Raw genomic sequence first — 24,259 nt, 5'->3', positions numbered from 1 at the left:
CGCCGAAAAAGTGGTATAATGAATAAGCAAAAGGAAGACAGATGCGAACAAAGCGTAAGTGCAGGCGGTACTTCGCTGAGTATGCCACGTATGCCAAAGCGTGTGCCAGTGAGAGGATTGTAAACAACAAGGAATCGCAGACTTTTAATCGAGGTCGATTTAACCGCTGTTGAGCGACCGAAGAGGGTCAACAGAGGGTTGCAGACCTTTGTCCGTTCAGGTCATAATTTCCCGACCATGAAGCCTGTTTGCAAGGAATAGCACCATTTCATTTACTCGTTGTGCGATTAGCAGATGGCTTTTCCGTGGATAGGAAAGTTGGAGTTGACTATTCTGGAAATTTTAAAAATATAATAGTGGCTATTTCCTCTGACCTGTGCTATTGTGTCTTGCTACAAGGAGGCGGGGCACATGAACGAAACTTTGAGATTGCTGTACGACAAATTCTACACCCCTCTGCCTATGGTGGAATCCGAACAGGAAGTTGAAACCTGCCACCGACAGCTCATTGAGCGGTTGGACAAGCCGGAGCGTAAACTGGTGCTGCAGATCATCGACGCCCAGAACCTGATGATAGAGCAACGCTCCGTGGACAGCTTTATCTGCGGATTCCGTCTGGCGTGGGAAATGACAAACGAACTGAATCATTTTGAAACGAACAGGCATCCATCTCCAGTGGAAGAAGAGGAGATGGATGCCTGATTCTATCCCTACTTAATGACAAGGGTGCCGCCCAACCGATACCGGCACAGTCCAAAGCCTGTTTCAGATCGCTCCAAAATGGTCTCCGGGATCTGTTTGAGATACTTCCGTCCAAAGCTGGTGGTGCCGAAGTATGCGTCAAAGTTTGCCACCGGCAGCACCACCCAGTCGGAATCTTCCGGCTTGTTGGCAAAGTAGTAGGCCGCCAGCGTCTCCACCATCTCCACGGGAACGCCCTTAGGCGTGAGGCTGCGAAGTTGCTCCACCAATGTGGGTGGAAGTATCGGTTCCTTCATCCGGAGTGGCCCCAGCTCCAGAGCCTGGGCCAGAAAACTGTCAAACCGCAGGCCCCACTGTCCCTTGGTGGTGGGAGCAAACAGGGGGACCTGCATCTGGATCACCTTGCCCCGCCAGGCCTGGTCAAAGCCTTTTTCAATGGCGGCGCACTTCTTATGGGCGCTGCTGGATACCCTCTCCGAATTTTCCCGCACAAAATCCACCACCCGACGTACATGGCGGTGAAACCATCCGCTGCCGTTTTCGTCTACAAGGCCAGGAAATTCTGAATGGAGTTCCCTAAAATCACTGCCGAACTGCCACGCCTCCCGGTACGTGGCTTTTTTGCTGTCCGGCACACTGCACCAGGCACACAGGCCCCGCTTGGCATCGTCGATGCGCTCCCAGGGCGCTTCGATTGGGTTGCCATTCTCGTTATGAAACAGAAACCCTCTCGCCAGGATGGTCAGCACCCGGTTGAGCCCCTCAAAGTCCAGGATGGTGTCGAAGGTGAAGCGGCCCAGGTAGGTGGTGTCCTGCTTGTTCCGGGCGGTGTAGTTTACCGCACCGGTGTAGTCCTGAAACTCGTTCCACTCATTCAGCATGGTCCACCTCCAGAACATGTTCCTCAATGTGGTCCGGCAGCAGATCCCACAGCAGGCTTCGCTTACCCAGAGCCACCACATAGGGCGCCGCCAGGCTGGGCCGGACGATCTTGTCCAGCAGCCTGCGGCAGACCTTGGACACCACGGCCCGCTCGTTGCCGCTGAAGGGGGCAGACAGATAGGCATCCATCATCTTCTGGAAGGCGGGGGAATCCGCCGGGCGGCGGAGCTGCTTTCGTTCCCGGGCCGTCTCCAGATCGTCGATGTCACAGACCAGATCTCCCAGCAGACGGAACCCGCCGTGGCGGAAATCGGTCAGAAGATCATAGTAGTCTACCGCCTCCGGTAGATGCTCCCGCAGAAATGTTTCTTTCTGTCCTTCTGCCATCAGGTGCCACTGCTGGTCTACGATGGCCTTTCGCAGAGCGGCGATACGCTCCGGGGAAAGCTGCTGGAAGAAGGCGTACAGCTCGTCGCTGTCGTAGAGTTCCTCTTGTCCTCTGGCGTAGAGGATGCGGTCGATGTCCGTTTTTCGCTGCTGTCCCTTGGCGGGAGCGCGGCAGGCCCGGATGCGGGAGAGGCAGTGCTCGTAGTCCCACAGCAAGGTAGAAACAGAAGAAAGTGTTTTCTCATCCAGCTGCCTCTTCCAGTTTCGCTCCTGGGCGAAAGTAAATAACTCGCCGTCCTTTGCCGGTTTCTCCTGAATCTTGGGCGTGTTGCGCTCCAGCTGGCGGGCCAGCCAGGGCAATCGCTCCACCGGGGAGTCCACCTGCTCCCAGTCGATCCCGGCAAAGAAGGTCTCCAACCGCTCCCGGTGGGTTGGCTCATACCAGGCGCGGCGGCGCTCCTCCGCACGCTCCAACAGATATTTGTACTGGAGGAAAGGAGTGCGCTTTTCCTTCCGTCCGCCCAGAAATTCATCCAGGTTGGGCCGCACACCGGTCTTGGCCGCGTCAATTTCCAACCCGCTGTAGATGGCCAGGGCTTCCAAGTCCCGGCGGCACCGCTTGCGCTCCTCCGGGTCGGCGTGGTCGTTGTAGGCGATGACGCTGCGGTCCAGGGCGGCGTTGCAGATCTGTCCAATACGGGCAGCAAAGGTGTTCTCCACTATCTGAAACCGGGCCTGCCAGTCGTTGGCGTCGGACTTGGGCGCGGATAAGGATGGAATTTTCAGCAGGGGCAGATTGGCGTTGTTGGAGAGCTGCTGATGGACATCGTAATCATAGTTCCGCTTCACGCAGCGGTTGAGGATAGGGTCAGCAATGGTTTTGATAAGGTCGCCGTCGTAGTCCGCTCCGCCCAGCCGCTCCGCTGCCAGACTGTCAGCGGACACCATAACCACATCTGTGAGATGACCAAAATAGTGTTGACGCAGCTCGTCTCCCTCTGGGTACACCGACAGCTGCAATTCCTCGTTCCGGGCGATGTGGGGATTGCGGAGCAGGGTGCAGCTGTCCTCATGGTCATAGGCTGCACCAGGCGCAAAGAAACTGTCCTCCGCGAAGAAATCTCCCATCGCCTGATTGCAGAAGTCCCGCTCACCGGGCAACTGGAACACACGGGGCGCAATTAACTGTCGCAGCAGTTCCAGCAGATCACCGGAGAGGAACCGGTTGTCCCCTGGTACCAGTAGCCGCCCAACGGCATATCCTCGGAGGATCTTCCGGGCCTGTCCGTCCAATTGTTCCGCGTAGATAGGTTCCCGAATAAATTTCGGGTTCTTCTCCAGCCCCCGGGCCATGATGTTCGCCCGGCTTCCTTTTGGATGGCTCAGGCCCCGGCGAAAGTATTCCTGTTGATATGCTTCGTTGGCACGAAAGTTATAGTAGGCCGTCTCGGTGGCCTTGGTCAGCCATTGCCGGGGGTCATCCTCCGGACTGTGGTCCCAGCCTTCCGGCAGGTCGGCGGGGCGAAACTCCTCCGGCTGAATGGAGAGGGTGGAGAGAAATTGATAGTTGAGCTCTACCAGTTTCTCCGGCTCCGTCTTGCTCAGGTTGGTGATGTACAGGGCGTGGTTGTAGTCCCGAAAGGCGTCCCAGTAGTCTTCCCAGGTCATACCATTCTCCCGCAGCCAGCCGTAGGCCTTGAACTGACTGCGAGTGAGGATGATGTCCACACTGCGGACGGGATGCGCCTTGCCCCAGATGTCCACGATGCTCTGGGTGCCGCTGCGCTTCAAAAAACCTTTGAAATCCACCTGATGGAGCATCCCCTTGATGTAGGGCATCCGAATCTGGAAGGAGGTGTGAGTGTGGCTGCCGCAGCAAGCCTTGTCCACTACCTCCGCATACTCTTTGGAGATGAGGCCCACGCCGTCAAAGCAGGTGATGTCCAGAGTTTCCAGCGTATCCACCCGGTAAAAACTTCCCGGCTCCTCTCCTTCCCGCAGGGTAATGACAGGGGCTCGCTCCACTCTCTTGGATGGATTGTCTATAACGATGACCCGGTGTTTTTTGTCAATGCGGATGCCGTCCACCCGGGTTCCGCTGGAGAACATGAGACCGTTGTAGGCGTAGAGTTTACTGAGCTGGCAGCGGTCCAGCTCCATGTTTAGCATGATCCGCTGGCGTATCGGTCCATACAGATCCTCCCGGATAAAGGAGAGGCGGGACTGGCGGCTCATGCTGGCGGAGCGCTCGAAAGCCACATAGCGGTGTGGGCCGCTGCCGAAGTCCAGAGTGATCCCCTCGGGACGAAACATATCTCTGGCCTTTTCCCGGCGGGCCTGCTGCGTCTTTCCGGTTCCACGCCGGTCAAAAATTCCGGCGAAGTCCATATAAAACAGCACATCGGAGAGAGCCGTTACCTTCTCCTCGCCACGCTCCCGCCAGCCCTTTCCGTGGAGTTGGTACATCAGCTGGTGGAACATGGCGCAGCTGTCCTGCTCGTGCTTGGCACCCGGTACCTTGCAGTGCTCGGTGGCGCTGCGGTTCAGAGTAAAGGTGTAAACGCCGTCTTTCTCTGCGGCATAGCTCATCACCGCCCGGGCAGAGAGTTCATAGATCTGATAGGTCGCCATTGGCTCACCTCCGTTTGTTCCATTCTACCACAAACCATTTCAAAATCAAAATGAATACTACTCCCACTTCTTTTGAGGTGGGAGCTTTTTGTATTCAAATTCTTGAAATGGAGGTACCAAACATGAACAGCAAAATGAACCATCCCCTCATCACAGTGGACGGCAGAACCCTGATGGATCGTCCGCTGGAGCCGCCCAATTTTGTGGTGGATACCCTGATCTCTCAGGGTCTGCACATCCTGGCTGGCTCACCAAAGGTGGGCAAGTCCTGGCTTGCTCTGTGGCTGGCGGTGACAGTGGCCAAGGGAGAACCGGTGTGGAGCATGACCACCAGGCAGGGCACCACGCTCTATCTCTGTCTGGAGGATTCCGTCCTCCGCATCCAGAATCGACTCTTTGAAATCACTGAGGATGCACCAGACAGCGTCCACTTCTGTACCGAGTGCGCCCTCATCGGTCAGGGACTGGAGGAACAGGTGGAAACATTCCTCACCGCTCATCCGGACACCGTGCTGGTCATCATCGACACCCTGCAGATGGTCCGTCCGATCCATGACGCCACCTACGCCAACGACTACCGGGATCTGTCTGTGCTCAAGCGGCTGGCGGACAAGCACGGCATTGCCATCCTGCTCATCCACCATCTGCGGAAAGAAAAGGCGGAAGATGTGTTCCATCGGATCTCTGGTACGACTGCTATCAGCGGCGCAGTGGATTCCAGCTTTACCCTGGTGGAAGAAAAGCGAGGCAGCGGCAGGGCCAGACTGACCTGCGTGGGCCGGGACATCGAATACCGAGAGCTGGAGCTTCGTCGCAGCGAGGAAAATGTGTGGGAACTGGTTTCGGACAGCAGAGAAGAACCCGTGCTGCGTGAGGATCGGATCGTCGTTCTTCTCTCTGCATTTATGAGCACCAGAACAGTATTTATCGGCACTCCCACGGAGCTCTCCGAAAAGATCGACCCTGATAAGTCTGAAGGGGTAACGCCCAAAAAGATTTCAAGGCTGATCCTGCAAAGCGTTGAGGCCCTAAGGAAGAACGGAATTGCTGCAGTGATCCGCCGAAGCAACGGCAAGCGTGTGATCGAGCTGCGTCGTGCCGATAGTGTCGATTTAGAGAGGGCCGGAGAAATCGTCCCTATCGACCCTGTCGAGGCGCTGTGCGGCGATTTGCGGGCGGTTTCCAGGTGCGGCGAGTAAACCTCCCGCAAGGTAAAAGAAACGCCGTGTTGGGCCGCTTGTGGCCGAAGGTGGAACGCGGGTGTTCGGCGCGGGAAAATCACTTCAAAAGGGGTCCCCGGCGAAACTCAGCGGAGCGGTTTCGCTGGGGAGAGGAGGAAGCACGGAGCGAGGGAACTTTCGACCTCGGTCGGAAGCGACGGATGCGCAGTCGCTTCCGACGAGGGCCAGCATCGCGTTTGTCTGGTCACCAGCACAGCCGCCGCCCGCCTTCCGCCTGTTTGCGGGGCGCTGCCCACACCCCATTTTTATGAAAGACTGGAGGAAACGACATGAAAAAAGATATCAAATTCAGCACCCGGATGGCATCCGAAGACCGGGAGGCCATCAAGGAATTGGCGAAACGCTCCGGAATGTCCATGAGCGACTATGTGACAGCCTGCTGTCTGGGAAAGCAGGTTGTGGTCGTCGATGGACTGAAAGAAGTGCTCAAGGAGCTGAAGTCCATCGGCAGAAATCTGAATCAGCTTGTCACCCTGGCGCACATGGGGCGTATCACGGTGATCAACCTGGACGGTGTACGCCAGGCGTTCTCTGAACTCTGCGCTGCGGTCCGGCTGATTCTGGAACGAAGGCGGTGGTGAGGATGGCCATTATCAGCTTCACTAACTACAAGCGTGGTCAGAGCACCGGCTGCATGGGAGCCGTGATGCGATACACCATGCAGGACAAGAAAACCGAGTGTGACGGGCAACAGTTGGTCACAGGTATCAACTGCCAGCCGGAATCTGTCTACGCGGACTTCATGACCACCAAGCGGCTGCATCACAAAACCGACGGTGTGCTGTTCTACCACATGGTGCAGAGCTTTCCAAAAGGCGAAGTGGTCGATCCGGTCGCCGCTCATGCGGCGGCACTGAAGCTGGCTGAGTACTATGAGGGGTATGAAGTTCTGGTCTGCACCCATACAGACCGGGAACACATTCATTCCCACTTTCTCATCAACTCCGTCAACTTCGATACTGGGAAGAAACTGCACATCGCAAAGGAGCAGCTCCAGGAACTGCGGCAACGCAACGATCAAGTCTGCGTGGAATTTTCTCTCCCTGTGTTTAAGCCAACGAACAGGAAAGAGAAGACCAAGACGATGTCCATCGGCGAGTACCACACGGCCGCCCGTGGACAGAGCAAAAAACTGCAGCTCATGAACATCATCAACGACTGTATGGTCCACGCCTCTAACCGTGAGGAGTTTATTGCGCTGATGGAGAACGAGGGCTACAAGGTACGCTGGGAAACCTCCCGGCGGAACATCACCTACACCACACCCAGCGGCTGGCAGTGCCGTGACCGCCTGCTGTTCGGGGACAAATATCTGAAGGAGAATATGGAATATGAATTCAGGATCAGAGAAGAAATTATCTATGGACGAGCTGTTGGAGAAGAACCGACCTGCGCAGATGGCACAGGCCACACCGCAGCTTCCGGCGCAGGAGCTGACACCGCCGCCCGAAGACCATCCTACGAAAGCGGAGTGGGAGGATCTGCAGAGCGCCCTCTACACACTGGGGTACCACACCGAGAGACAGACCGGCTATCTGAAGAAGATCAGCGAACTGCTGGCGCAGCTTCCGACCCGGACGCAGATGGACGAACTGCTGAAAGCGGTGAAGCATCTGGAGAAGATGAGCGAACAGGCTGGGAAGCGGAACGAGAAGCGTTTTTCTCTGCCCAGCATCAGACTGCCCAGACCGAGTCTGCCGGACATTCCATGGACCAGTCTGCTGTTGGGACTGGCGGCCCTGGCGCTGACTGGGTTAGTGCTGTGGGTGGCGTGGTCCAGTTTGGACACGCTCTGGAGCGCGGCCAAGACAATGCTCCCGTGAGGGATGCCACCACCACGAACTACCACGCAGACAGCAAGGCCCTCCGGAAAGAACGGCAAAAGAAAATCGCCCAAGGCCACGCCGAGGACGACCACGAAGAAGAACAAACTTGGCAGCAGACTATGTAAAGGAGGATGATCACATGAGTTATCAGCAGGCAATGTATGATCGGGAGCATCCCCGATACTCTGAGCCGACAGAATATATCACGATGGAAGTGGACGGACTGATTGTTGCTCTCCGCTTCAAAAACACCATCACAAAGCCTGACACAGTGTCTGAAATTGAGCAGACGCTGTTGATGGCACAGGACTTTGAAAACCTGAACAAGCCTGCTTGATTCAGTAGACTTTTTACCAGTGGTGTGGGATACTGTGTGTGCATATGAACCTTGACAATTTAATCTGAGCAAACCATATGCACCGCAGTCCTATACCAGAAAGGACAAGGTGCAATCATGGAAAAAAACAAGCGAGTATACTGCCTCTATCGAGTCTCTACTAAAGGACAGGTAGAAAAAGATGATATCCCGATGCAGAAACAATACTGCCGTGAATTTGCGGAGAGCCAGGGATGGACGATCATCAAAGAATTTGCAGAAAAAGGTGTCTCGGGTTTCAAGGTGGCTGCTGCTGACCGCGACGCGATTCAGGAGATCCGCCAGGACGCTGAGGAACGGAAGTTTGACATCCTGCTGGTGTTCATGTTCGACCGCCTGGGACGGCGGGACGATGAGACGCCCTTCGTGGTAGAGTGGTTCATCCGCAACGGAATCGAAGTGTGGAGTGCAATGGAAGGGCAACAGAAGATGGACGATCATATCGACAAACTGCTGAACTATATCCGTTATTGGCAGGCCTCCGGCGAGAGCCTCAAAACCTCTGCCCGAACAAAGACACGCCTTTCGCAAATCGTGCAGGAGGGGAGGTTCCGGGGCGGGATCGTCCCCTATGGATACCGCCTGGAAAAGCAGGGGCGCTTCAATAAAAAGAATCATGAAGTCAACGAGATTCTGGTTGACCCGGATGAAGCTGCGGTGGTGCGCATCATCTTTGAAAAATATGTCTATGAGGGGTTCGGCGCACAGCGGTTGTCCCGGTGGTTATATAACAACGGCTATCTCAATCGAAAGGGGACCAACTTCGCCAATACCACCATCATCAAAATGCTGAAGAACATCATGTATGTGGGAATCCTGCGCAGTGGGGAAACACGCTCAGAAATCTTTCCGGAGCTGCAAATCGTTCCGCTGGATCTGTATGAGCGAGCACAGGAGTTGATGGGGGCCAGGACAATGCACCACAATGAGGTGCCCTTTAACTCCAAGGGGAAGGCGCTGCTCTCCGGGATGGTCTACTGTGCCCACTGCGGTTCCAAGCTGGTGCTGACCACCAGCAGCGGCAGACGCGCCAAGGGTGAGCCCAAACGGGAAACTCATATCCGATACGCCTGCCACTACAAGATCCGCCATCCTCAGGACTGTGACGGTCAGACCGGATACTCCGGCGAGAAACTGGACGGCATTATTGATAAGATCGTCATCCAACTCTTTGAGCGGATGAAGACGGCACCCAGGAGCCAGCTCATTCAAAAGCAGCGGGAAAAAGAACTCCAACTGGCAAACAGTTCGGTGGCGAATCTGGAGAAACTCCATGCCTCCGCAGAACGGGAGCTGGAGAGCTACAAGAAAGAGATCATCAAGACCATCAATGGGACTGGCAGTTTTGGAGCGGACATCCTTGGCGAGATGATAGAGGACACCCGAAGCAAACTGGCGGCGTTGGCACAGGAATTGGAACAGGCTAAGGAAAAAGCGGCTGATCTGAAAAGCTCTGCCGTTGCCGTCCAAAAGGAGTATGACAAGATTATGTCCTGGGCCGACCTGTATGCGGGGAGTAGTATTGAGGGAAAGAAGATGATCCTGCGGCAGCTCATTGAGCGGGTGAATATCGGGAAGAACTTTGAAATCGAAGTGGAATTCAAAATCAGTGTCACACAGTTCTTCGACTTCCTACATCCGGAAGGGGACAAGAGTGTGTACTATCGTGCATCCTGAAAGCATGAAAAAACTCGGGAGATCTCAAAACGAGATCTCCCGAGTGTGGTGGACCCGAAGGGGATCGAACCCTCGACCTTACGGATGCGAACCGTACGCTCTCCCAGACTGAGCTACGGGCCCAAATCAACAGTTCCAAAAGCGGAACAGAAGAATAAAGCAATATGAAATTATAGATGAGGCAGAAAACCGAACCCTTTGCGCTCCCAGCTGCGCTACAGGCCCATGACCATGAAATATTATAGCATGAATTTTCGAAATGTAAAGAGTTTTTTGAAAAAAATAAAAAAGCGATATTGCTAATTTGGGGGAAATGATGTATGATAACAAATACGAGCTTTCCGAATGCACGGGCGTCCATTGCCCGGCCTACGGCAAGGCCGCACTAGTTGGGGAGATAGCGGTGCCCTGTACCTGCAATCCGCTACAGCAGGGATGAATCCCGGCCCCCGGATTTTCGTTGTGTCGTCTGACCCAGGTAAGCAGCGATGATGGATCGGTCCCGCGCAACGGGGCCCCGTGAACCGTGTCAGGTGGGGAACCAAGCAGCACTAAGCGGAATGCGCCGTGTGCCGCGGGACTCCCGCTCCTGAGCCGGCTGCCAGGGTAACGGACAGAACGGAAACTTCAAAGGTCGGTGTGCGGTCTTGCCATGTGCCGGGCATATGGGCATGGAAGAGGAGCGGGGCGACGGGTCAATACCCGCATCCTCCGCTCCTTTTCACATGAATCGAATTTTTGGCGAGGTGACAGGCATGTATCAGGCACTCTACCGCAAATGGAGACCACGGACCTTTGACGATGTGGTGGGGCAGAGCCATATTACCGATACCCTCAAGCGCCAGGTGGCGGCGGGACGGCTCTCTCACGCCTATCTCTTCACGGGCACCAGAGGGACCGGCAAGACCACCTGCGCCAAGATTCTGGCCCGGGCGGTGAACTGCGAGCACCCGGTCAACGGAAACCCCTGCAACCAGTGTCCCTCCTGCCTGGGGATCGAGAACGGCTCCATTCTGGACGTGCTGGAGCTGGATGCGGCCTCCAACAACGGCGTGGATCAGGTCCGCGCCCTGCGGGATGAGGCGGTCTACACCCCCGCCGCCGTGCGCAAGCGGGTGTATATCGTGGACGAGGTCCACATGCTCTCCACGGCGGCTTTCAACGCCCTGCTGAAGATTTTGGAGGAGCCGCCCGCTCACCTGATGTTCATTCTGGCCACCACCGAGCTCCACAAGGTGCCCGCCACCATCAAGTCCCGCTGCCAGCAGTTCTCCTTCAAGCGGATCCTGGCGGGGGACATCGCCCAGCGCCTGAGCTACGTGGCGGGAGAGGAGGGCATCCAGCTGGCCCCTGAGGGAGCTGCCCTCCTGGCCCGGCTGGCGGACGGCGGCCTGCGGGACGCGCTCTCCCTGCTGGACCAGTGCGTCAATCCCAGCGGCGTGATCGGGGAGGCGGAGGTCCTCTCCGCCCTGGGACTGGCCGGTAATTTGGAGACTGCCGCCCTCATGGACCACATCGCCCAGGGCAACACCGCAGCCGCACTGGAGACCCTGGGGCGGCTCTACGGAGCGGGAAAGGATGTGGGGAGCCTGCTGGGAGAGCTGGCCGGTCTGGCGCGGGACCTGTTGGTGCGCAAGACGGCCCCCCAGGGCGGCGCGGCCCTGCTCACCGGCGGATACGATGAGACCACCATGCGCAAGCTCTCCAACCAGCTGGAGCCCCAGCGTCTGATGCAAATGCTGAGCCTCCTGCAGCAGACGGCCGCCGATCTCTCCCGCAGCGGAAACCGGCGCACCGATGCGGAGCTGTGCCTTATCCGGCTGTGCGACACCACGCTGGACAGCAGTCCGGCGGGCTTGAGCGCCCGTCTGGCCCGTCTGGAGGAGCGCTTGGCCCAGGGCGGGACCTTCCAGGCCCAGCCCGCTCCGGCGCAGCCTGCGGCCGCTCCGGTCCAGGCCAAAGCGGTGGAGCCGCAGCCCCAAACGCAGCCGCAGTCTCAGCCCTCCGGGGAGGATCTGCCCCCCTGGGAGGAGGAGCGTCCCCCTCTGCCTGAGGAGCCGGGAGAGCCGGTCTTCCCCGTACCCGAGCCGCCGTCCCCGGCGGCCGAGCGTCCGGCAGTCCGGCGCCGGCCTGCGTCCCCTGCTTCTCCCGCTGGAGCGGGCAGCAAGGCGGCGGGGCATTCTGCTGATCTCTGGCCGGCTGTGGTGGGCGCGGTGCGGGGCAAGGTGCCCATGAGCGACTACCCCTTCCTCAGCAATCCCGCCCAGGTGCAGGGACGGCTGGAGGGCGATCTGCTCACCCTCTGGGTGGACTCCGACTTTACCCGGGTGATGGTGGGCAAGGCTGCCACCCTCCGGGCGGTGGCGGCGGCGACCGGGGCCATTGTGGGACAGCCGGTCCGCTGCGCGGTGTCGGTGGGCGTTCCGCCGGCGCCCGCTCCAACGGCATCCGCACCGGAGCACGACAATCTGGAGGACCTGCTGGCCCTGGGGCAGCAGTTTGATTCCATTATCATCAAAGAATAAAAGAATCCATTCCGCCGCGGGCGGAATGACAAGGAGGAAACAACGATGGCAAAAGGATTTGGCGGCCGTCCCGGTATGGGCGGTATGGGCGGCATCAACATGAATATGATCAAGCAGGCCCAGAAGATGCAGCAGGACATGCAGCGCATGCAGGCTGAGCTGGAGGAGAAGGAGTACTCCGCTCAGGCCGGCGGCGGCGTGGTGGAGGCTGTGGTCACCGGCAAGCGGGTGCTCAAGAGCCTGACTGTGGATCCCGAGGCAGTGGATCCCGAGGATGTGGAGATGCTCCAGGATCTGATTGTGGCGGCGGTGAACGAAGCTCTGCGCACCGCGGAGCAGGATATGGCCGCGTCCATGCAGAGCATTACCGGCGGTCTGGGACTGCCGTTCTAAGGTCGTGCAGAGAGAGGGCGGGCCGCCAGGCCTGCCCTTTTTGCGTGGAAGGGCCGTCGGGCGGCAAGTTTCGTTTGTGCCGGGCGGCAAGTTATGGTATCATCAAAAGAGGTGGAGGCATTGCAGGCAATCAAACGAAAACAGATGTCGGAGACCTTCCGGCTGGGCGCCGTCCTGGCGCTGGCGGGCGGCTTCCTGGACGCCTATTCTTACAGCGTGCGGGGAGGGGTCTTTGCCAATGCAGAGACCGGAAACATGGTTCTCCTGGGCATACACGCCATGCGGGGGGAGTGGCACACCGCGCTGACCTATCTGGTGCCGGTGGCCGCCTTTGCCGCGGGGATCATTGTGGCCGAGTGCATCAAGGCACGGTTTCGGGACAGGGGAGGTATCCACTGGAGACAGCTGAGCGTTCTGGCCGAGCTGTGCATCCTGCTGGTCGTGGCCTTTTTGCCCCAGAGCCTGAACATGGCGGCCAATGTGTCGGTCTCCTTTGTCTGCGCTGTGCAGGTGGAGAGTTTCCGCAAGGTCCACGGAAACGCCTTTGCCACCACCATGTGTACCGGCAACCTGCGCAGCGGGACGGAGCGGCTCTATCAGTTCCTGCGCAGCGGGAATCCGGAGCAGCGCTGGCAGGCGGGGCAGTATTACGGCATCATCCTGTGCTTTATCCTGGGGGCGGCCCTGGGGGCATGGGTGAGTTCGCTGCTGGCGGAGCGGGCGGTACTGATCGCCTGCGTGCTGCTGCTGGCGGCCTTTCTGATGATGTTTTGGAACATGGAGGACCCCTGCGCCGAGGAGGCGGAAGGGTCCCGGGAGAAAACAAGGTAAGGAGAAATGGATATGGAACAAGCAAAGGTCTATTTTACCGATCTGCGGGCGAAGTCCGGGGATAACCTGCTCCAGAAGCTGGAGCGTCTCATCCGCACCGCCGGGATCGACACCATTGATTTTGAGAAGAAGATGGTGGCCATCAAACTCCATTTCGGAGAGCCGGGCAACCTGTCCTTCCTGCGTCCCAACTACGCCAAGGTGGTGGCCGACGTGGTCAAGAGCCTGGGCGGCCTGCCCTTCCTCACCGACTGCAATACCCTCTATGTGGGCCGGCGCAAGAATGCTCTGGAGCACATGGATGCCGCCTATGAGAACGGCTTCTCTCCCTTCAGCACCGGCTGCCAGATCATCATTGGAGACGGCCTCAAGGGCACCGACGACGTGGAGGTCCCGGTGGAGGGCGGCACCTATGTGAAGAAGGCCAAGATCGGCCGGGCGGTCATGGACGCCGATGTGTTCATCTCCCTGAGCCACTTCAAGGGCCATGAGGCCACCGGCTTCGGCGGCGCGCTGAAGAACATCGGCATGGGCTGCGGAAGCCGCGCCGGCAAGATGGAGCAGCACAACGCCGGCAAGCCCGAGGTGAAGACCAACAAGTGCGTGGGCTGCCGCCAGTGCGCCAAGCAGTGCGGTCAGGACGCCATCTCCTACGGGGAGGACCGGAAGGCCTTCATCGACCATGACAAGTGCGTGGGCTGCGGCCGCTGCCTGGGAGCCTGCAACTTTGACGCCATCGTCAACCGCAACGCCTGTGCCAACGACGAGCTCAACGCCAAGATCGCTGAGTACTCCAAGGCGGTGCTGGCCGGACGTCCCCACTTCCACATCAGCCTGGTGGTGGACGTCTCTCCCTTCTGCGACTGCCACGCCGAGAACGACCTGCCCATCCTGCCCGATGTGGGTATGTTCGCCTCCTTCGACCCGGTGGCCCTGGATCAGGCCTGCGCCGACGCCTGCATGGAGCAGCAGCCCATCCCCGGCTCCCGCCTGGATGAGAACATGCACGCCCACGATTTCTGCGACCACCACGACCACTTTACCAATAATTTCCCGGAGACCAACTGGAAAAGCTGCCTGGAGCACGCCGAGGCCATCGGCGTGGGCACCCGCTCCTATGAGCTGATCCGTGTCAAATAATGCCGGAAGTGAGCGTGTCCATTGACTTTTGGATGAGCACACGATATAGTGAACCTGTGACAGAGAAAAGCCATGGATTTAGAAAGGAAATGGTATAATATGGACGTAAAACAGATCCTTACCATGTGTGACCACACCCTCCTCAAGCAGGAGGCCACCTGGGAGCAGATCAAGACCATCTGTGATGACGGCAAGGCCTATGACTGCGCCTCGGTGTGCATTCCCGCCTCCTATGTGAAGCAGGCGGCCGAGTATGTGGGCAATGACCTGAAGATCTGCACCGTCATCGGTTTCCCCAACGGGTACTCCACCACGGCGGTGAAGGTCTTTGAGACCGAGGACGCCATCCGCAGCGGGGCCGACGAGATCGACATGGTGGTCAACCTGGGCTGGGTGAAGGACCGCCGCTGGGACGACATTCTGGAGGAGATGAAGGCCATCAAGGCCTCCTGCCAGGGCCGCATCCTCAAGGTCATCGTGGAGGCCTGCCTGCTGACCGAGGAAGAGAAGATCAAGCTCTGTGAGCTGGTCACCGAGTCGGGGGCCGAGTATATCAAGACCTCCACCGGATTCTCCACCGGCGGTGCCACCGTGGCCGACGTGGCCCTCTTCAAGGCCCACATCGGACCTGATGTGAAGATCAAGGCGGCCGGCGGCATCCACTCCTTTGAGGAGGCCCAGGCCATGATCGATGCCGGCGCCAGCCGCATCGGCGCCAGCGCCCTGGTCAAGCTGGTCAAGAAATAAGTTTGTAAAAAAGACGAAAAGAAATTATATGAAAAAGGAGGCTTTTCAGAGTGATCTGAAGAGTCTCCTTTCACTTATGTAACAAATTTTTAAAGATTATTTGCAAAACGGAAAAATGCGGTTGCTCTTTGTAAAAGCATGTTGTATAATACATGCGTATGACAGACGCCGAGGGTCGACAAGCGGCTCCCGTCTGTGCATCCAGTTATGAAAGGAAGGTAGATTACATTGAAGAACTTCAATAAAATCACCGCTCTGCTTCTGTCCGTCGGTATGATCGGCAGCCTGGCCGCCTGCGGCGGCGGCGCTGCGCAGACCAGCACTCCTCCCGCCTCCGGCGCTCCTGCGACCTCCGGTGAGCCCAGCGGCGTGACCGAGGACTCCGCCGGCAACATCCTGGCCGCCGACGGCAGCTTTGAGATCGCCATGATCACCGATAAGGGCGATATCAACGACAAGTCCTTCAACCAGGGCACCTGGGAGGGCATCAAGAACTACTGCAGCGAGAACGGCAAGACCTGTAAGTACTACAAGCCCGCCGCCGCTACCACCGACGACTATGTCACCTCCATGGAGCAGGCCATCAAGGACGGCGCCAAGGTGGTCGTGACCCCCGGCTTCCTGTTTGAGGAGCCCGTCTATCTGGTGCAGGATCAGTACCCCGATGTGAAGTTCATCCTCATCGACGGTAACCCCCACAACGCTGACTCCAGCGACTACAAGACCGCTGACAACACCGTCGGCATCCTCTTCTCCGAGGAGCAGGTGGGCTACCTGGCCGGCTACGCTGCGGTGAAGGACGGCTACACCAAGCTGGGCTTCATGGGCGGCATGGCGGTTCCCGCCGTGGTGCGCTACGGTTACGGCTACGTGCAGGGCGCTGACGCTGCTGCCGCCGAGCTGGGCGAGACCGTTGAGATGAACTACTACTACACCGGCGACTTCGCCGCTACCCCCGAGGCTCAGACCATGGCTGCCGGCTGGTACACCAGCGGCACCGAGGTCATCTTCGGCTGCGGCGGTTCCGTGGGTAACTCCGTCATGGCCGCGGCTGAGGCCAGCAGCGGCAAGGTCATCGGCGTGGACGTGGATCAGTCCTCCGAGTCCGACACCGTTATCTCCTCCGCTATGAAGGGCCTGTCCTCTGCCGTGGAGCAGATGCTGGACCACTACTACAACGACAGCTTCCCCGGCGGCCAGAACCTGACCCTGGGTGCTGCTGACAACGCCGTGGAGCTGCCCATGGCCACCTCCAAGTGGAACAACTTCACTCAGGAGGACTATGACACTCTGTTCAGCAAGCTGGCTTCCGGTGAGATCACTCTGAAGAAGGATACCGACGCCGAGATCCCCACCGATCTGGGCTGCGCCAATGTGACTCTGAACTACATTGCCGAGTAATTGGCCTTCCATTGTTCCTGCAAATGGGCGGACACCAAGGTGTCCGCCCATTTTTTCTCTCCGAAAGTTCTTTGTGGGAAATAGATAAATTACCTTGCGCCAGGTAGGAAAAAACGGTATAATAAGACAGAAGCAAACAGAGAAGGGAAGTGACAGCGGATGAGTGAGTATGTCATTGAGATGTGCAATATCACGAAAAAATTCCCCGGGATCATTGCCAATGATAACATCACCCTGCAGCTGAAAAAAGGCGAGATACACGCGCTTCTTGGTGAGAACGGAGCGGGTAAATCCACCTTGATGAGCGTCCTGTTCGGACTCTACCAGCCGGAAGAGGGCGTCATCAAAAAAAATGGCCAGGAAGTGCGCATCAAGGACCCCAATGACGCCAACGCCCTGGGCATCGGAATGGTGCACCAGCACTTCAAGCTGGTCCACAATTTCAGCGTGCTGCAAAATATCATTCTGGGCGTGGAGACCGTCCGCGGTGGCTTCCTGAAAATGGATGCCGCCCGGGAGAAGGTCATGGCTCTTTCGGAGCAGTACGGCCTGAAGGTGGATCCGGACGCCCTCATCGAGGACATCACGGTGGGCATGCAGCAGCGTGTGGAGATCCTGAAGATGCTCTACCGCGACAATGAGATCCTGATCTTTGACGAGCCCACCGCCGTGCTCACCCCCCAGGAGATCGAGGAACTGATGAAGATCATGAAGGGGCTGGCTGCCGAGGGCAAGAGCATCCTCTTCATCACCCACAAGCTCAACGAGATCAAAGAGGTGGCCGACCGCTGCACCGTCCTGCGCAAGGGCAAGTATATCGGCACCGTCAATGTCGCCGACGTCTCCAAGGAGGAGATGAGCGAGATGATGGTGGGCCGTAAGGTCTCCCTGAACGTGGAGAAGGACGAGGCCAAACCCAAGGACGTGGTCTTTGAGGTGGAGGGCCTCACCGTGGTCAACAAGGAGCACGGGAAAAAGGTGGTCAACGAGGTGTCCTTCCAGGTCCGCCGGGGCGAGATCGTCTGTATCGCCGGTATCGACGGCAACGGCCAGTCCGAGCTGGTGCAGGCCATCACGGGACTCATCAAGGCCGACCACGGCACGGTCAAGCTCAAGGGCGAGGACATCAGCCACTCCTCCATCCGTCACCGCAACACCCACGGTTTGGGCCACATCCCGGAGGACCGGCACAAGCACGGCCTGGTGCTGGATTATCCCCTCTCCTACAACCTGGTGCTCCAGAGCTATTTTGAGCCGGAGTTCTGCCAGGGCGGCTTCCTGAAGTATGACAAGATCAACCAGTATGCCGAAAAGCTGATCAAGGACTATGACATCCGCTCCGGTCAGGGCGGCAAGACCATTGCCCGCTCCATGTCCGGCGGCAACCAGCAGAAGGCCATCGTGGCCCGGGAGATCGACCGCAACCCCGATCTCCTCATCGCGGTCCAGCCCACCCGCGGCCTGGACGTGGGCGCCATTGAGTATATCCACCGACAGATCGTAGCGGAGCGGGATAAGGGGAAGGGCGTGCTGCTCATCTCCCTGGAGCTGGACGAGGTCATGAACCTCTCCGACCGCATCCTGGTCATCTACGAGGGCGAGATCGTGGCCGATCTGGACCCCAAGGAAGTCACGATCCAGGAGCTGGGCCTCTACATGGCCGGTTCCAAGCGGAAGGGGGCACAGTAAATGAAGGAAAAACGACTGGGAAATCCCCTTCAGCATACAGGCGTACAGAATGTGTTGGCGGCGCTGATCGCCATCCTCATCGGTATGCTGGTGGGCTTTGTTATTCTGCTCATCACCGATTCCTCCATGGCCCTCAAGGGTCTGGGCGCCATCATGACGGGCGGCGTGCAGGACATGAAGAACGTGGGCCAGGTGCTCTACTACGCCACTCCCCTCATCATGACCGGTCTCTCGGTTGGCTTTGCCAAGCGGACGGGCCTCTTTAACATCGGCGGCCCCGGCCAGTTCATGATGGGTGCCTTTGCAGCGGTGTATGTGGGCGTCAAGTGGACCTTCCTCCCCGGCGGCATCCACTGCCTGGTGGCCATCCTGGCCGCCTGCCTGATGGGCGCCCTGTGGGGCGTGGTGCCCGGTCTGCTCAAGGCCTACTGCAACATCAACGAGGTCATCACCTGCATCATGATGAACTATATCGGCATGAGCACCTCCAATGTGCTCATCCGGGCCTATATCTTCGACCGCACCAAGAACCAGTCCCTCCGTCCCGTGGACGGGGCCAACCTGCCCAAGCTGGGCTTTGACAAGATCTTTGTGGCCGATGTGGGCACTCCCTCCAGCGTGAACGCCGGTATCCTGGTGGCCATTCTGTTGGCCATCGTGGTCTGGGTCATCCTCTCCAAGACCAAGCTGGGCTATGAGCTCAAGGCCTGCGGCTTCAACAAGGACGCGGCCAAGTACGCCGGCATCAGCGAGAAGCGCAATGTGGTGCTGGCCATGGTCATCGCCGGCGCGCTCTCCGGCATCGGCGGCGGCCTGAACTACCTGGCGGGCGCCGGCACCGGCATCGCCGTGGGCAGCGAGCTGGCCCAGCAGGGCTTTGACGGCATCGCCGTGGCCCTCCTCGGCATGTCCAACCCCATCGCGATCATCTTCACCGGCATCCTGATGGCCTATCTGACGGTGGGCGGCCTGGCGATGCAGAGCTACGGCTTTGTCTCCCAGATCATCTCCATCATCACCTCCGTCATCGTCTACTTTGCCGCTTTCATCCTCTTCTTCAGCCAGATCATCGGCAAGCTGGGCAAGCGGGGCGGAAAGAACGACGCCAATGCCAATGCGGATCAGACGCCCCCCGCGCCGCCGGTCCAGACTGAGAAAGGAGGCGACGCTCAGTGAAACTCGATGAACTGATTTTTTTCCTGGTCCAGCAGACCATGTATTTTGCCATTCCCCTGCTGGTGGTGGCCCTGGGCGGCCTCTTTGCGGAGCGCTCCGGTATCGTCAACATCGCCCTGGATGGTATCATGATCATTGGCGCCTTTACCGGCATCATGTTTTTGCAGATGGTGCAGGCTACCGGCATGAGCGGTCAGGGAATGCTCCTGGCGGCCCTGGTGGTGGCGGCCCTGTCCGGTGTGATCATCAGCGCCGTGCATGGCTTTGCCTCTATCAACATGAAGGCGGATCAGACCATCTCCGGTACGGCCATCAATACCTTTGCTCCCGCCTTTGCCATCTTTGTGGCCCGTATGATGACCGGCGTGCAGCAGATCCCCTTCAAGAACGACTTCCTGATCCGGAAGGTGCCTGTGCTGGGTGATATCCCCGTGATCGGTCCCATGTTCTTCCAGAACGCCTATATCACCACCTATCTGGGTGTGCTGATTCTGGTGGCGTCCTGGGTCGTGCTCTACAAGACCCGCTTTGGCCTGCGCCTGCGGGCCTGCGGTGAGCATCCCCAGGCGGCTGACTCGGTGGGCGTCAACGTCTACAAGATGCGCTATGCCGGCACGCTGCTCTCCGGCGCGCTGGCGGGCATCGGCGGCGTGATCTTCGTGGTGCCCACCTCCACCAACTTCAACGCCACCGTGTCCGGCTACGGCTTCCTGGCCATCGCCGTGCTCATTTTCGGCCAGTGGAAGCCCGGCCGCATCGCGCTGGCCGCCCTCTTCTTCGGCTTTATGAAGACCCTGTCGGTGAGCTATGGCCTGATCCCGGGCATTAAGGACCTGAGCATCTCGGGCGAGATCTACAAGATGGTCCCCTATATTGCCACCCTGATCGTGCTGGCTTTCACCTCCAAGAACTCCGCCGCGCCCCGCGCCGAGGGTATCCCCTACGACAAGGGCCAGCGCTGAGAAAAGACGAAACATCCCTGCCCGCTGTGCAGGATGAGAGAAAAAATATGCTGGACATGGTTTTATCCACCGTGTCCAGCATATTTTTCTTTATTCGGCCAGATGGGTAAGGGTATCGCCTGCGATGCGGTACACCGTCCAATCGGACATGGGCTCTGCACCGAGCGACCGGTAAAAATCGATACTGGGCTGATTCCAGTCAAGACACCACCACTCCAGCCGCCCGCACTTCCGCTCAACCGCGATGGAGGCCAGCCGTTTCAAAATGGCTTTTCCATAGCCCATCCCCCGGTATTCCGGCTTTACGTACAGATCTTCCAGGTAAATTCCCGCACGCCCCAGGAAGGTCGAAAAGTTGTGGAAGAAGAGGGCAAACCCGATCTCGTTTCCATCTACAAGGGCGAAGAGGACCTCTGCCTTCTGCCGGTCAAAGATCCACTCTTCCAGGGTCGCTTCATCTGCGACGACTTCGTGCAGCATCTTTTCGTAGTCGGCAAGCTCCCGGGTAAACTGTAAAATCAGAGGGACATCTTCCCGTGTGGCAGATCGAAACACAAGCTCTTTTTTCATGCTGGATCATCCCATTCCTTTTGTGATTTTGCTCCGCAAAGGAAGCGGCATCGTCTGAACGCTTCCATGCTATTGTATCATAGGTGTCGAACCACAGCCACTATGGAATGTTTTAACCGCCCGAACAGCGTTTGGCTGTCCGGGCGGTTGATTCAGGAGTGATCAAATCAAACGGATGCGCTTCCACTTGCCCTGGACAAAGCGGAAAATGAAGATCAGGGCACGGACCCACCAGTCGATGATCATGGCGATCCACACGCCCAGCAGGCCCAGATCCAGCCCCCAGGAGCAGGAGAGCAGATAGCTGAAGCCGATCCGGAAGAGGAACATGGAGGCCAGGGACACCGCCATGGTGAAGACCGCGTCGCCCGCCGCCCGCAGAGCATTGGGCAGGGTAAAGGCCAGCGGCCAGATGATCAGGTCAAAGACCGCACACCAGCGCAGGACCTCGGCCGCCATATCCGCGGCCTCCGGGGTGAGCTGGAAGATGGAGCAGAGGGGCGCGGCAAAGAAGAACATGATGAGGGCCAGAGAGCCCATGGACACATAGACGATGCTGACCAGCTTCCGGGTGTAGGAGACGGCCTGCTCCGGAGCCTGGGCCCCCATGCACTGGCCCACCACGGTGATCATGGCCAGACCGATGGCCTGACCGGGGACGTTGACCACGCCGGCGATGCTGTTGGCAATGGCGTTGGCGGCCACTGCGTTGGTGCCGAAGGAGGTAATGAGGCTGAGCACCACCAGCTTGCCCGTCTGGAAGAGGCCGTTTTCCAGGCCGTTGGGGATGCCGATGGTGAGGATGCGTCCCACCATGTCGCCCCGGAACTGGAAGCGGAAGAGCCCCTCAATGCGCAGGACATTGTTGTGGTGCTGAAGCAGGTAGAGGATGATCACCGCGGCCACGATGCGGGAGACCAGCGTACCGATACCCGCGCCCAGAGAACCCATGTGGAACCCGTAGATGAGCACCGCGTTGACCGCCACGTTGACCAGGTTCACGATGAGGGAGTTGAACATGGAGACCTTGCTGTTGCCCATGGAGCGGAAGAGGGCGGCTCCGGCATTGTAGAGGGAGATGAAGGGGTAGGCCAGGGCGGTGGCCAGGAAGTAGACCAGGGCGCTGTCCATGACGTCGGGCTCGATCTGTCCGAAGAGCAGGGAGAGGATGTGCTGCTGGAAGATCAGGGCGATAGCCATCAGAGCCACAGCCAGGGCAAAAACGGCATAGAGCAGCTGTTTGGCCGCGGTACGGGCGCTCTCCACATCCCGCCGGCCCAGATACTGGGAGCAGACCACCGCGCCGCCGGTGGACAGGGCGGAAAAGATCTGGATGATGAGCTGGTTGACATTGTCCACCAGGGAGACGCCGGACACGGCGGCCTGCCCGGCGGTGGTCACCATGACGGTGTCCATCATGCCTACGCTCATGAGCAGGAACTGCTCGATGACCAGGGGGATGATGAGTCGGATGAGTGCCTGGCGGGAAAAGAGTGGTTTCAGAGATGTTTCCGTCTGACCCAAGGGAGGAGCCTCCTTTTCCTGATTTCTCCGGGGAGAAAAAGATCAATCAACCGCACAGGCGGTTGATTCAGTAGGCTTAATTGTAGCACAGTCAACTTCTTTGACAAGGGCCATTTTCCACAAAAAAGTCGTCCGCTTTCCGAAAAAAGCGGACGACTCTATGGGGAGCAGGGAAAATCAGCGGTCCAGATAGCGATGGACCACCGCGTTGGCCTGGGAGACAGCCCGGGCCTCGTCCAGAGTGGTGAGCTCGCCCCGCTGGACCACGGGGACGCCGTTGACGATGGTATAGTCCACACTGCCCTTGAGGCCGACCGTGCCCAGCATGGACTTGGGGTCGAACTGGGCGCCCACCAGGGGGAGCTGCTCCAGATTGACCAGGAAGCAGTCGGCCGCCATGTTGGGGGCCAGATAGCCGATGTCGGTGCGGCCCAGGATCTGGGCGGAGCCCCGGGTGGCCATCTTGAGAAGGTCGTATCCGGTGGGGGCGTCCTGGCTGGAGTGGAGCCGGTGGAGCAGGTAGGCCACCCGCAGCTCTTCCAGCATGTCGCAGCCGTCGTTGGAGGCCGAGCCGTCCAGGGCCAGTCCCACCGGCACGTGGAGCCGGAGCATGTCGGGCACCCGGCACACACCGGAGGAGAGCTTCATGTTGGAGGCGGGGCAGTGGGCCACGCCGGTGCCGGTCTCGGCCAGGATGCGCAGCTCGTCGTCATCGAAGTGGATGCCGTGGGCGTACCACACGTCGGGGCCGGTCCAGCCCAGACTCTCCATATAGGCCACCGGGCGCATGCCGAAGCGCTCCAGCGTGTAGCGCTCCTCGTCCTTGGTCTCGGCCACATGGGTGTGGAGGCGCACGCTCAGGGAGCGGGCCAGCTTGGCGCTCTCCCGCATGAGGTCGCCGGTCACCGAGAAGGGGGAGCAGGGGGCCAGGGCCACCTGGTGCATGGAGAAGCGGGAGGCATCGTGCCAGGTGCGCACCAGATGCTCGGAGTCGGCCATGATGGCGTCGATGGACTGGACCACGCTGTCGGGGGGAAGACCGCCGTCCTTCTGGGACAGGTCCATGGAGCCCCGGGAGGCGTGGAAGCGCATTCCCAGGGTATCGGCGGCCCGGAACTGGGCGGCCACCAGGTCCCCGGCGTGGGCGGGGAAGACATAGTGGTGGTCAAAGCAGGTGGTGCAGCCGGTTTTCAGCATCTCGGCCATACCGGTGAGGGAGGAGTGGTAGACCACCTCCTCGTCCAGGTTTTTCCACACCTCGTAGAGGGTCTGGAGCCAGGGGAAGAGCTCCATCCGCTGGACCTCGGGCAGGTTGCGGGAGAAGATCTGATAGAGGTGGTGATGGGTGTTCACAAGGCCGGGATAGACCACCATGTCGGACGCGTCGATGGTCTGGTCGGCGTGCATCAGCTCGGGACCGATGTACTCGATGGCGTTGTCCCGGATGAAGAGGTTGGCATGTTCCCAGAGGGTATCCTGGTCGTCGCAGGAGACGATATAACGGGCATTGCGGATGAGCAGTGTAGACATATCAAAGCCTCCAGTCTTAGGATACCTTTATCATACCATACAAATTTAT

General features: G+C 58.7%; 20 protein-coding genes, 1 tRNA gene and 1 other RNA gene. 16 read left to right on the top strand and 6 right to left on the bottom strand.

The features are described from left to right. The first annotated feature begins 411 nt into the window (after positions 1 to 411). A complete protein-coding gene (locus GPK94_RS05485; RefSeq protein ID WP_215654946.1) occupies positions 412 to 702 on the top strand; it encodes a DUF6809 family protein in 291 nt (96 codons plus the stop codon). An 8-nt stretch (positions 703 to 710) separates the two neighbouring features. Here the strand turns inward: GPK94_RS05485 and GPK94_RS05480 are convergent, their stop codons facing one another. Then, complete coding sequence (locus tag GPK94_RS05480) at positions 711 to 1,583, bottom strand: hypothetical protein (protein WP_215654945.1); 873 nt, start codon at positions 1,581 to 1,583, stop codon at positions 711 to 713. Further along, positions 1,573 to 4,602 (bottom strand): RNA dependent RNA polymerase, encoded by a 3,030-nt coding sequence (locus GPK94_RS05475; protein WP_252192522.1) that lies wholly within the window; start codon positions 4,600 to 4,602, stop codon positions 1,573 to 1,575. The genes GPK94_RS05480 and GPK94_RS05475 overlap by 11 nt, the downstream gene beginning before the upstream one ends. A 122-nt stretch (positions 4,603 to 4,724) precedes the next feature. Between GPK94_RS05475 and GPK94_RS05470 the strand changes: the two genes are divergently transcribed. From GPK94_RS05470 to GPK94_RS05450, 5 genes are all read left to right on the top strand, one after another. After that, positions 4,725 to 5,801, top strand: coding sequence for an AAA family ATPase (locus tag GPK94_RS05470; RefSeq protein ID WP_215654943.1), 1,077 nt, complete (start codon positions 4,725 to 4,727; stop codon positions 5,799 to 5,801). Positions 5,802 to 6,112: 311 nt separating this feature from the next. Continuing rightward, positions 6,113 to 6,424 (top strand): plasmid mobilization relaxosome protein MobC, encoded by a 312-nt coding sequence (mobC, locus tag GPK94_RS05465; RefSeq protein WP_215654941.1) that lies wholly within the window; start codon positions 6,113 to 6,115, stop codon positions 6,422 to 6,424. A gap of 2 nt (positions 6,425 to 6,426) precedes the next feature. Further along, on the top strand, positions 6,427 to 7,794 hold the full coding sequence (locus tag GPK94_RS05460; RefSeq protein WP_215654939.1) for a relaxase/mobilization nuclease domain-containing protein: 1,368 nt from the start codon (positions 6,427 to 6,429) through the stop codon (positions 7,792 to 7,794). 14 nt (positions 7,795 to 7,808) lie between these two features. Beyond that, positions 7,809 to 8,006: a hypothetical protein gene (locus tag GPK94_RS05455; RefSeq protein ID WP_087181419.1), complete on the top strand. Its 198-nt coding sequence runs from the start codon at positions 7,809 to 7,811 to the stop codon at positions 8,004 to 8,006. A 192-nt stretch (positions 8,007 to 8,198) separates the two neighbouring features. Further along, positions 8,199 to 9,722 (top strand): recombinase family protein, encoded by a 1,524-nt coding sequence (locus GPK94_RS05450; protein WP_215654937.1) that lies wholly within the window; start codon positions 8,199 to 8,201, stop codon positions 9,720 to 9,722. Positions 9,723 to 9,768: 46 nt separating this feature from the next. Here GPK94_RS05450 and GPK94_RS05445 read toward each other — a convergent pair. Next, positions 9,769 to 9,845: transfer RNA gene (locus GPK94_RS05445), tRNA-Ala, on the bottom strand. Positions 9,846 to 10,102: 257 nt separating this feature from the next. On the opposite strand from GPK94_RS05445, the gene ffs reads away from it, so the two are divergent. The 10 genes from ffs (at position 10,103) to GPK94_RS05395 (ending at position 20,586) form a co-directional block, all read left to right on the top strand. After that, positions 10,103 to 10,367, top strand: an RNA gene (gene ffs, locus GPK94_RS05440) — signal recognition particle sRNA large type. A 110-nt stretch (positions 10,368 to 10,477) separates the two neighbouring features. Then, positions 10,478 to 12,247 carry a DNA polymerase III subunit gamma/tau gene (gene dnaX, locus GPK94_RS05435; protein WP_215654935.1) on the top strand — a complete coding sequence of 590 codons (1,770 nt, stop codon included), beginning with the start codon at positions 10,478 to 10,480 and terminating at the stop codon, positions 12,245 to 12,247. Between the two features lie 45 nt (positions 12,248 to 12,292). Continuing rightward, positions 12,293 to 12,640 carry a YbaB/EbfC family nucleoid-associated protein gene (locus tag GPK94_RS05430; RefSeq protein WP_101691124.1) on the top strand — a complete coding sequence of 116 codons (348 nt, stop codon included), beginning with the start codon at positions 12,293 to 12,295 and terminating at the stop codon, positions 12,638 to 12,640. 93 nt (positions 12,641 to 12,733) lie between these two features. After that, positions 12,734 to 13,471, top strand: coding sequence for a YoaK family protein (locus GPK94_RS05425; RefSeq protein WP_252192521.1), 738 nt, complete (start codon positions 12,734 to 12,736; stop codon positions 13,469 to 13,471). 12 nt (positions 13,472 to 13,483) lie between these two features. Continuing rightward, positions 13,484 to 14,611, top strand: coding sequence for a DUF362 domain-containing protein (locus tag GPK94_RS05420; protein ID WP_186963331.1), 1,128 nt, complete (start codon positions 13,484 to 13,486; stop codon positions 14,609 to 14,611). A 99-nt stretch (positions 14,612 to 14,710) separates the two neighbouring features. Further along, positions 14,711 to 15,358 (top strand): deoxyribose-phosphate aldolase, encoded by a 648-nt coding sequence (deoC, locus tag GPK94_RS05415; RefSeq protein ID WP_101691127.1) that lies wholly within the window; start codon positions 14,711 to 14,713, stop codon positions 15,356 to 15,358. A gap of 228 nt (positions 15,359 to 15,586) precedes the next feature. Next, on the top strand, positions 15,587 to 16,759 hold the full coding sequence (locus GPK94_RS05410; protein WP_346727995.1) for a BMP family ABC transporter substrate-binding protein: 1,173 nt from the start codon (positions 15,587 to 15,589) through the stop codon (positions 16,757 to 16,759). 159 nt (positions 16,760 to 16,918) lie between these two features. Then, complete coding sequence (locus tag GPK94_RS05405) at positions 16,919 to 18,448, top strand: ABC transporter ATP-binding protein (protein WP_101691128.1); 1,530 nt, start codon at positions 16,919 to 16,921, stop codon at positions 18,446 to 18,448. Then, complete coding sequence (locus tag GPK94_RS05400; RefSeq protein WP_101691129.1) at positions 18,449 to 19,624, top strand: ABC transporter permease; 1,176 nt, start codon at positions 18,449 to 18,451, stop codon at positions 19,622 to 19,624. Positions 19,625 to 19,662: 38 nt separating this feature from the next. Further along, the gene (locus GPK94_RS05395) at positions 19,663 to 20,586 is read left to right on the top strand and encodes an ABC transporter permease (RefSeq protein WP_101691294.1); all 924 of its coding nucleotides are present in this window, start codon (positions 19,663 to 19,665) and stop codon (positions 20,584 to 20,586) included. Between the two features lie 90 nt (positions 20,587 to 20,676). Here the strand turns inward: GPK94_RS05395 and GPK94_RS05390 are convergent, their stop codons facing one another. The 3 genes from GPK94_RS05390 to GPK94_RS05380 form a co-directional block, all read right to left on the bottom strand. After that, positions 20,677 to 21,156 (bottom strand): GNAT family N-acetyltransferase, encoded by a 480-nt coding sequence (locus tag GPK94_RS05390; RefSeq protein ID WP_215654933.1) that lies wholly within the window; start codon positions 21,154 to 21,156, stop codon positions 20,677 to 20,679. A 162-nt stretch (positions 21,157 to 21,318) separates the two neighbouring features. Beyond that, positions 21,319 to 22,680, bottom strand: coding sequence for an MATE family efflux transporter (locus GPK94_RS05385; protein WP_215654931.1), 1,362 nt, complete (start codon positions 22,678 to 22,680; stop codon positions 21,319 to 21,321). Positions 22,681 to 22,857: 177 nt separating this feature from the next. Beyond that, positions 22,858 to 24,210: an 8-oxoguanine deaminase gene (locus tag GPK94_RS05380; RefSeq protein ID WP_215654929.1), complete on the bottom strand. Its 1,353-nt coding sequence runs from the start codon at positions 24,208 to 24,210 to the stop codon at positions 22,858 to 22,860. Positions 24,211 to 24,259 lie beyond the last annotated feature (49 nt).

This window comes from Pseudoflavonifractor sp. MCC625 (assembly GCF_018784545.1).
Classification (GTDB): domain Bacteria; phylum Bacillota; class Clostridia; order Oscillospirales; family Oscillospiraceae; genus Pseudoflavonifractor_A; species Pseudoflavonifractor_A gallinarum.
The sequence above is the reverse complement of the archived record's forward strand: the minus strand, read 5'-3'. Positions and strand labels throughout refer to the sequence as shown.

Excerpts from the sequence above, each read along its gene's own strand:
- GPK94_RS05460 (WP_215654939.1), top strand. The coding sequence starts at position 6,427 with ATGGCCATTATCAGCTTCACTAACTACAAGCGTGGTCAGAGCACCGGC.
- deoC (WP_101691127.1), top strand. The coding sequence starts at position 14,711 with ATGGACGTAAAACAGATCCTTACCATGTGTGACCACACCCTCCTCAAG.
- GPK94_RS05430 (WP_101691124.1), top strand. The coding sequence starts at position 12,293 with ATGGCAAAAGGATTTGGCGGCCGTCCCGGTATGGGCGGTATGGGCGGC.
- dnaX (WP_215654935.1), top strand. The coding sequence starts at position 10,478 with ATGTATCAGGCACTCTACCGCAAATGGAGACCACGGACCTTTGACGAT.
- GPK94_RS05390 (WP_215654933.1), bottom strand. The coding sequence starts at position 21,156 with ATGAAAAAAGAGCTTGTGTTTCGATCTGCCACACGGGAAGATGTCCCT.
- GPK94_RS05480 (WP_215654945.1), bottom strand. The coding sequence starts at position 1,583 with ATGCTGAATGAGTGGAACGAGTTTCAGGACTACACCGGTGCGGTAAAC.
- GPK94_RS05450 (WP_215654937.1), top strand. The coding sequence starts at position 8,199 with ATGCAGAAACAATACTGCCGTGAATTTGCGGAGAGCCAGGGATGGACG.
- GPK94_RS05455 (WP_087181419.1), top strand. The coding sequence starts at position 7,809 with ATGAGTTATCAGCAGGCAATGTATGATCGGGAGCATCCCCGATACTCT.
- GPK94_RS05380 (WP_215654929.1), bottom strand. The coding sequence starts at position 24,210 with ATGTCTACACTGCTCATCCGCAATGCCCGTTATATCGTCTCCTGCGAC.
- GPK94_RS05400 (WP_101691129.1), top strand. The coding sequence starts at position 18,449 with ATGAAGGAAAAACGACTGGGAAATCCCCTTCAGCATACAGGCGTACAG.
- mobC (WP_215654941.1), top strand. The coding sequence starts at position 6,113 with ATGAAAAAAGATATCAAATTCAGCACCCGGATGGCATCCGAAGACCGG.
- GPK94_RS05405 (WP_101691128.1), top strand. The coding sequence starts at position 16,919 with ATGAGTGAGTATGTCATTGAGATGTGCAATATCACGAAAAAATTCCCC.
- GPK94_RS05470 (WP_215654943.1), top strand. The coding sequence starts at position 4,725 with ATGAACAGCAAAATGAACCATCCCCTCATCACAGTGGACGGCAGAACC.
- GPK94_RS05425 (WP_252192521.1), top strand. The coding sequence starts at position 12,734 with ATGGTATCATCAAAAGAGGTGGAGGCATTGCAGGCAATCAAACGAAAA.
- GPK94_RS05475 (WP_252192522.1), bottom strand. The coding sequence starts at position 4,602 with ATGGCGACCTATCAGATCTATGAACTCTCTGCCCGGGCGGTGATGAGC.
- GPK94_RS05395 (WP_101691294.1), top strand. The coding sequence starts at position 19,663 with ATGTATTTTGCCATTCCCCTGCTGGTGGTGGCCCTGGGCGGCCTCTTT.
- GPK94_RS05485 (WP_215654946.1), top strand. The coding sequence starts at position 412 with ATGAACGAAACTTTGAGATTGCTGTACGACAAATTCTACACCCCTCTG.
- GPK94_RS05420 (WP_186963331.1), top strand. The coding sequence starts at position 13,484 with ATGGAACAAGCAAAGGTCTATTTTACCGATCTGCGGGCGAAGTCCGGG.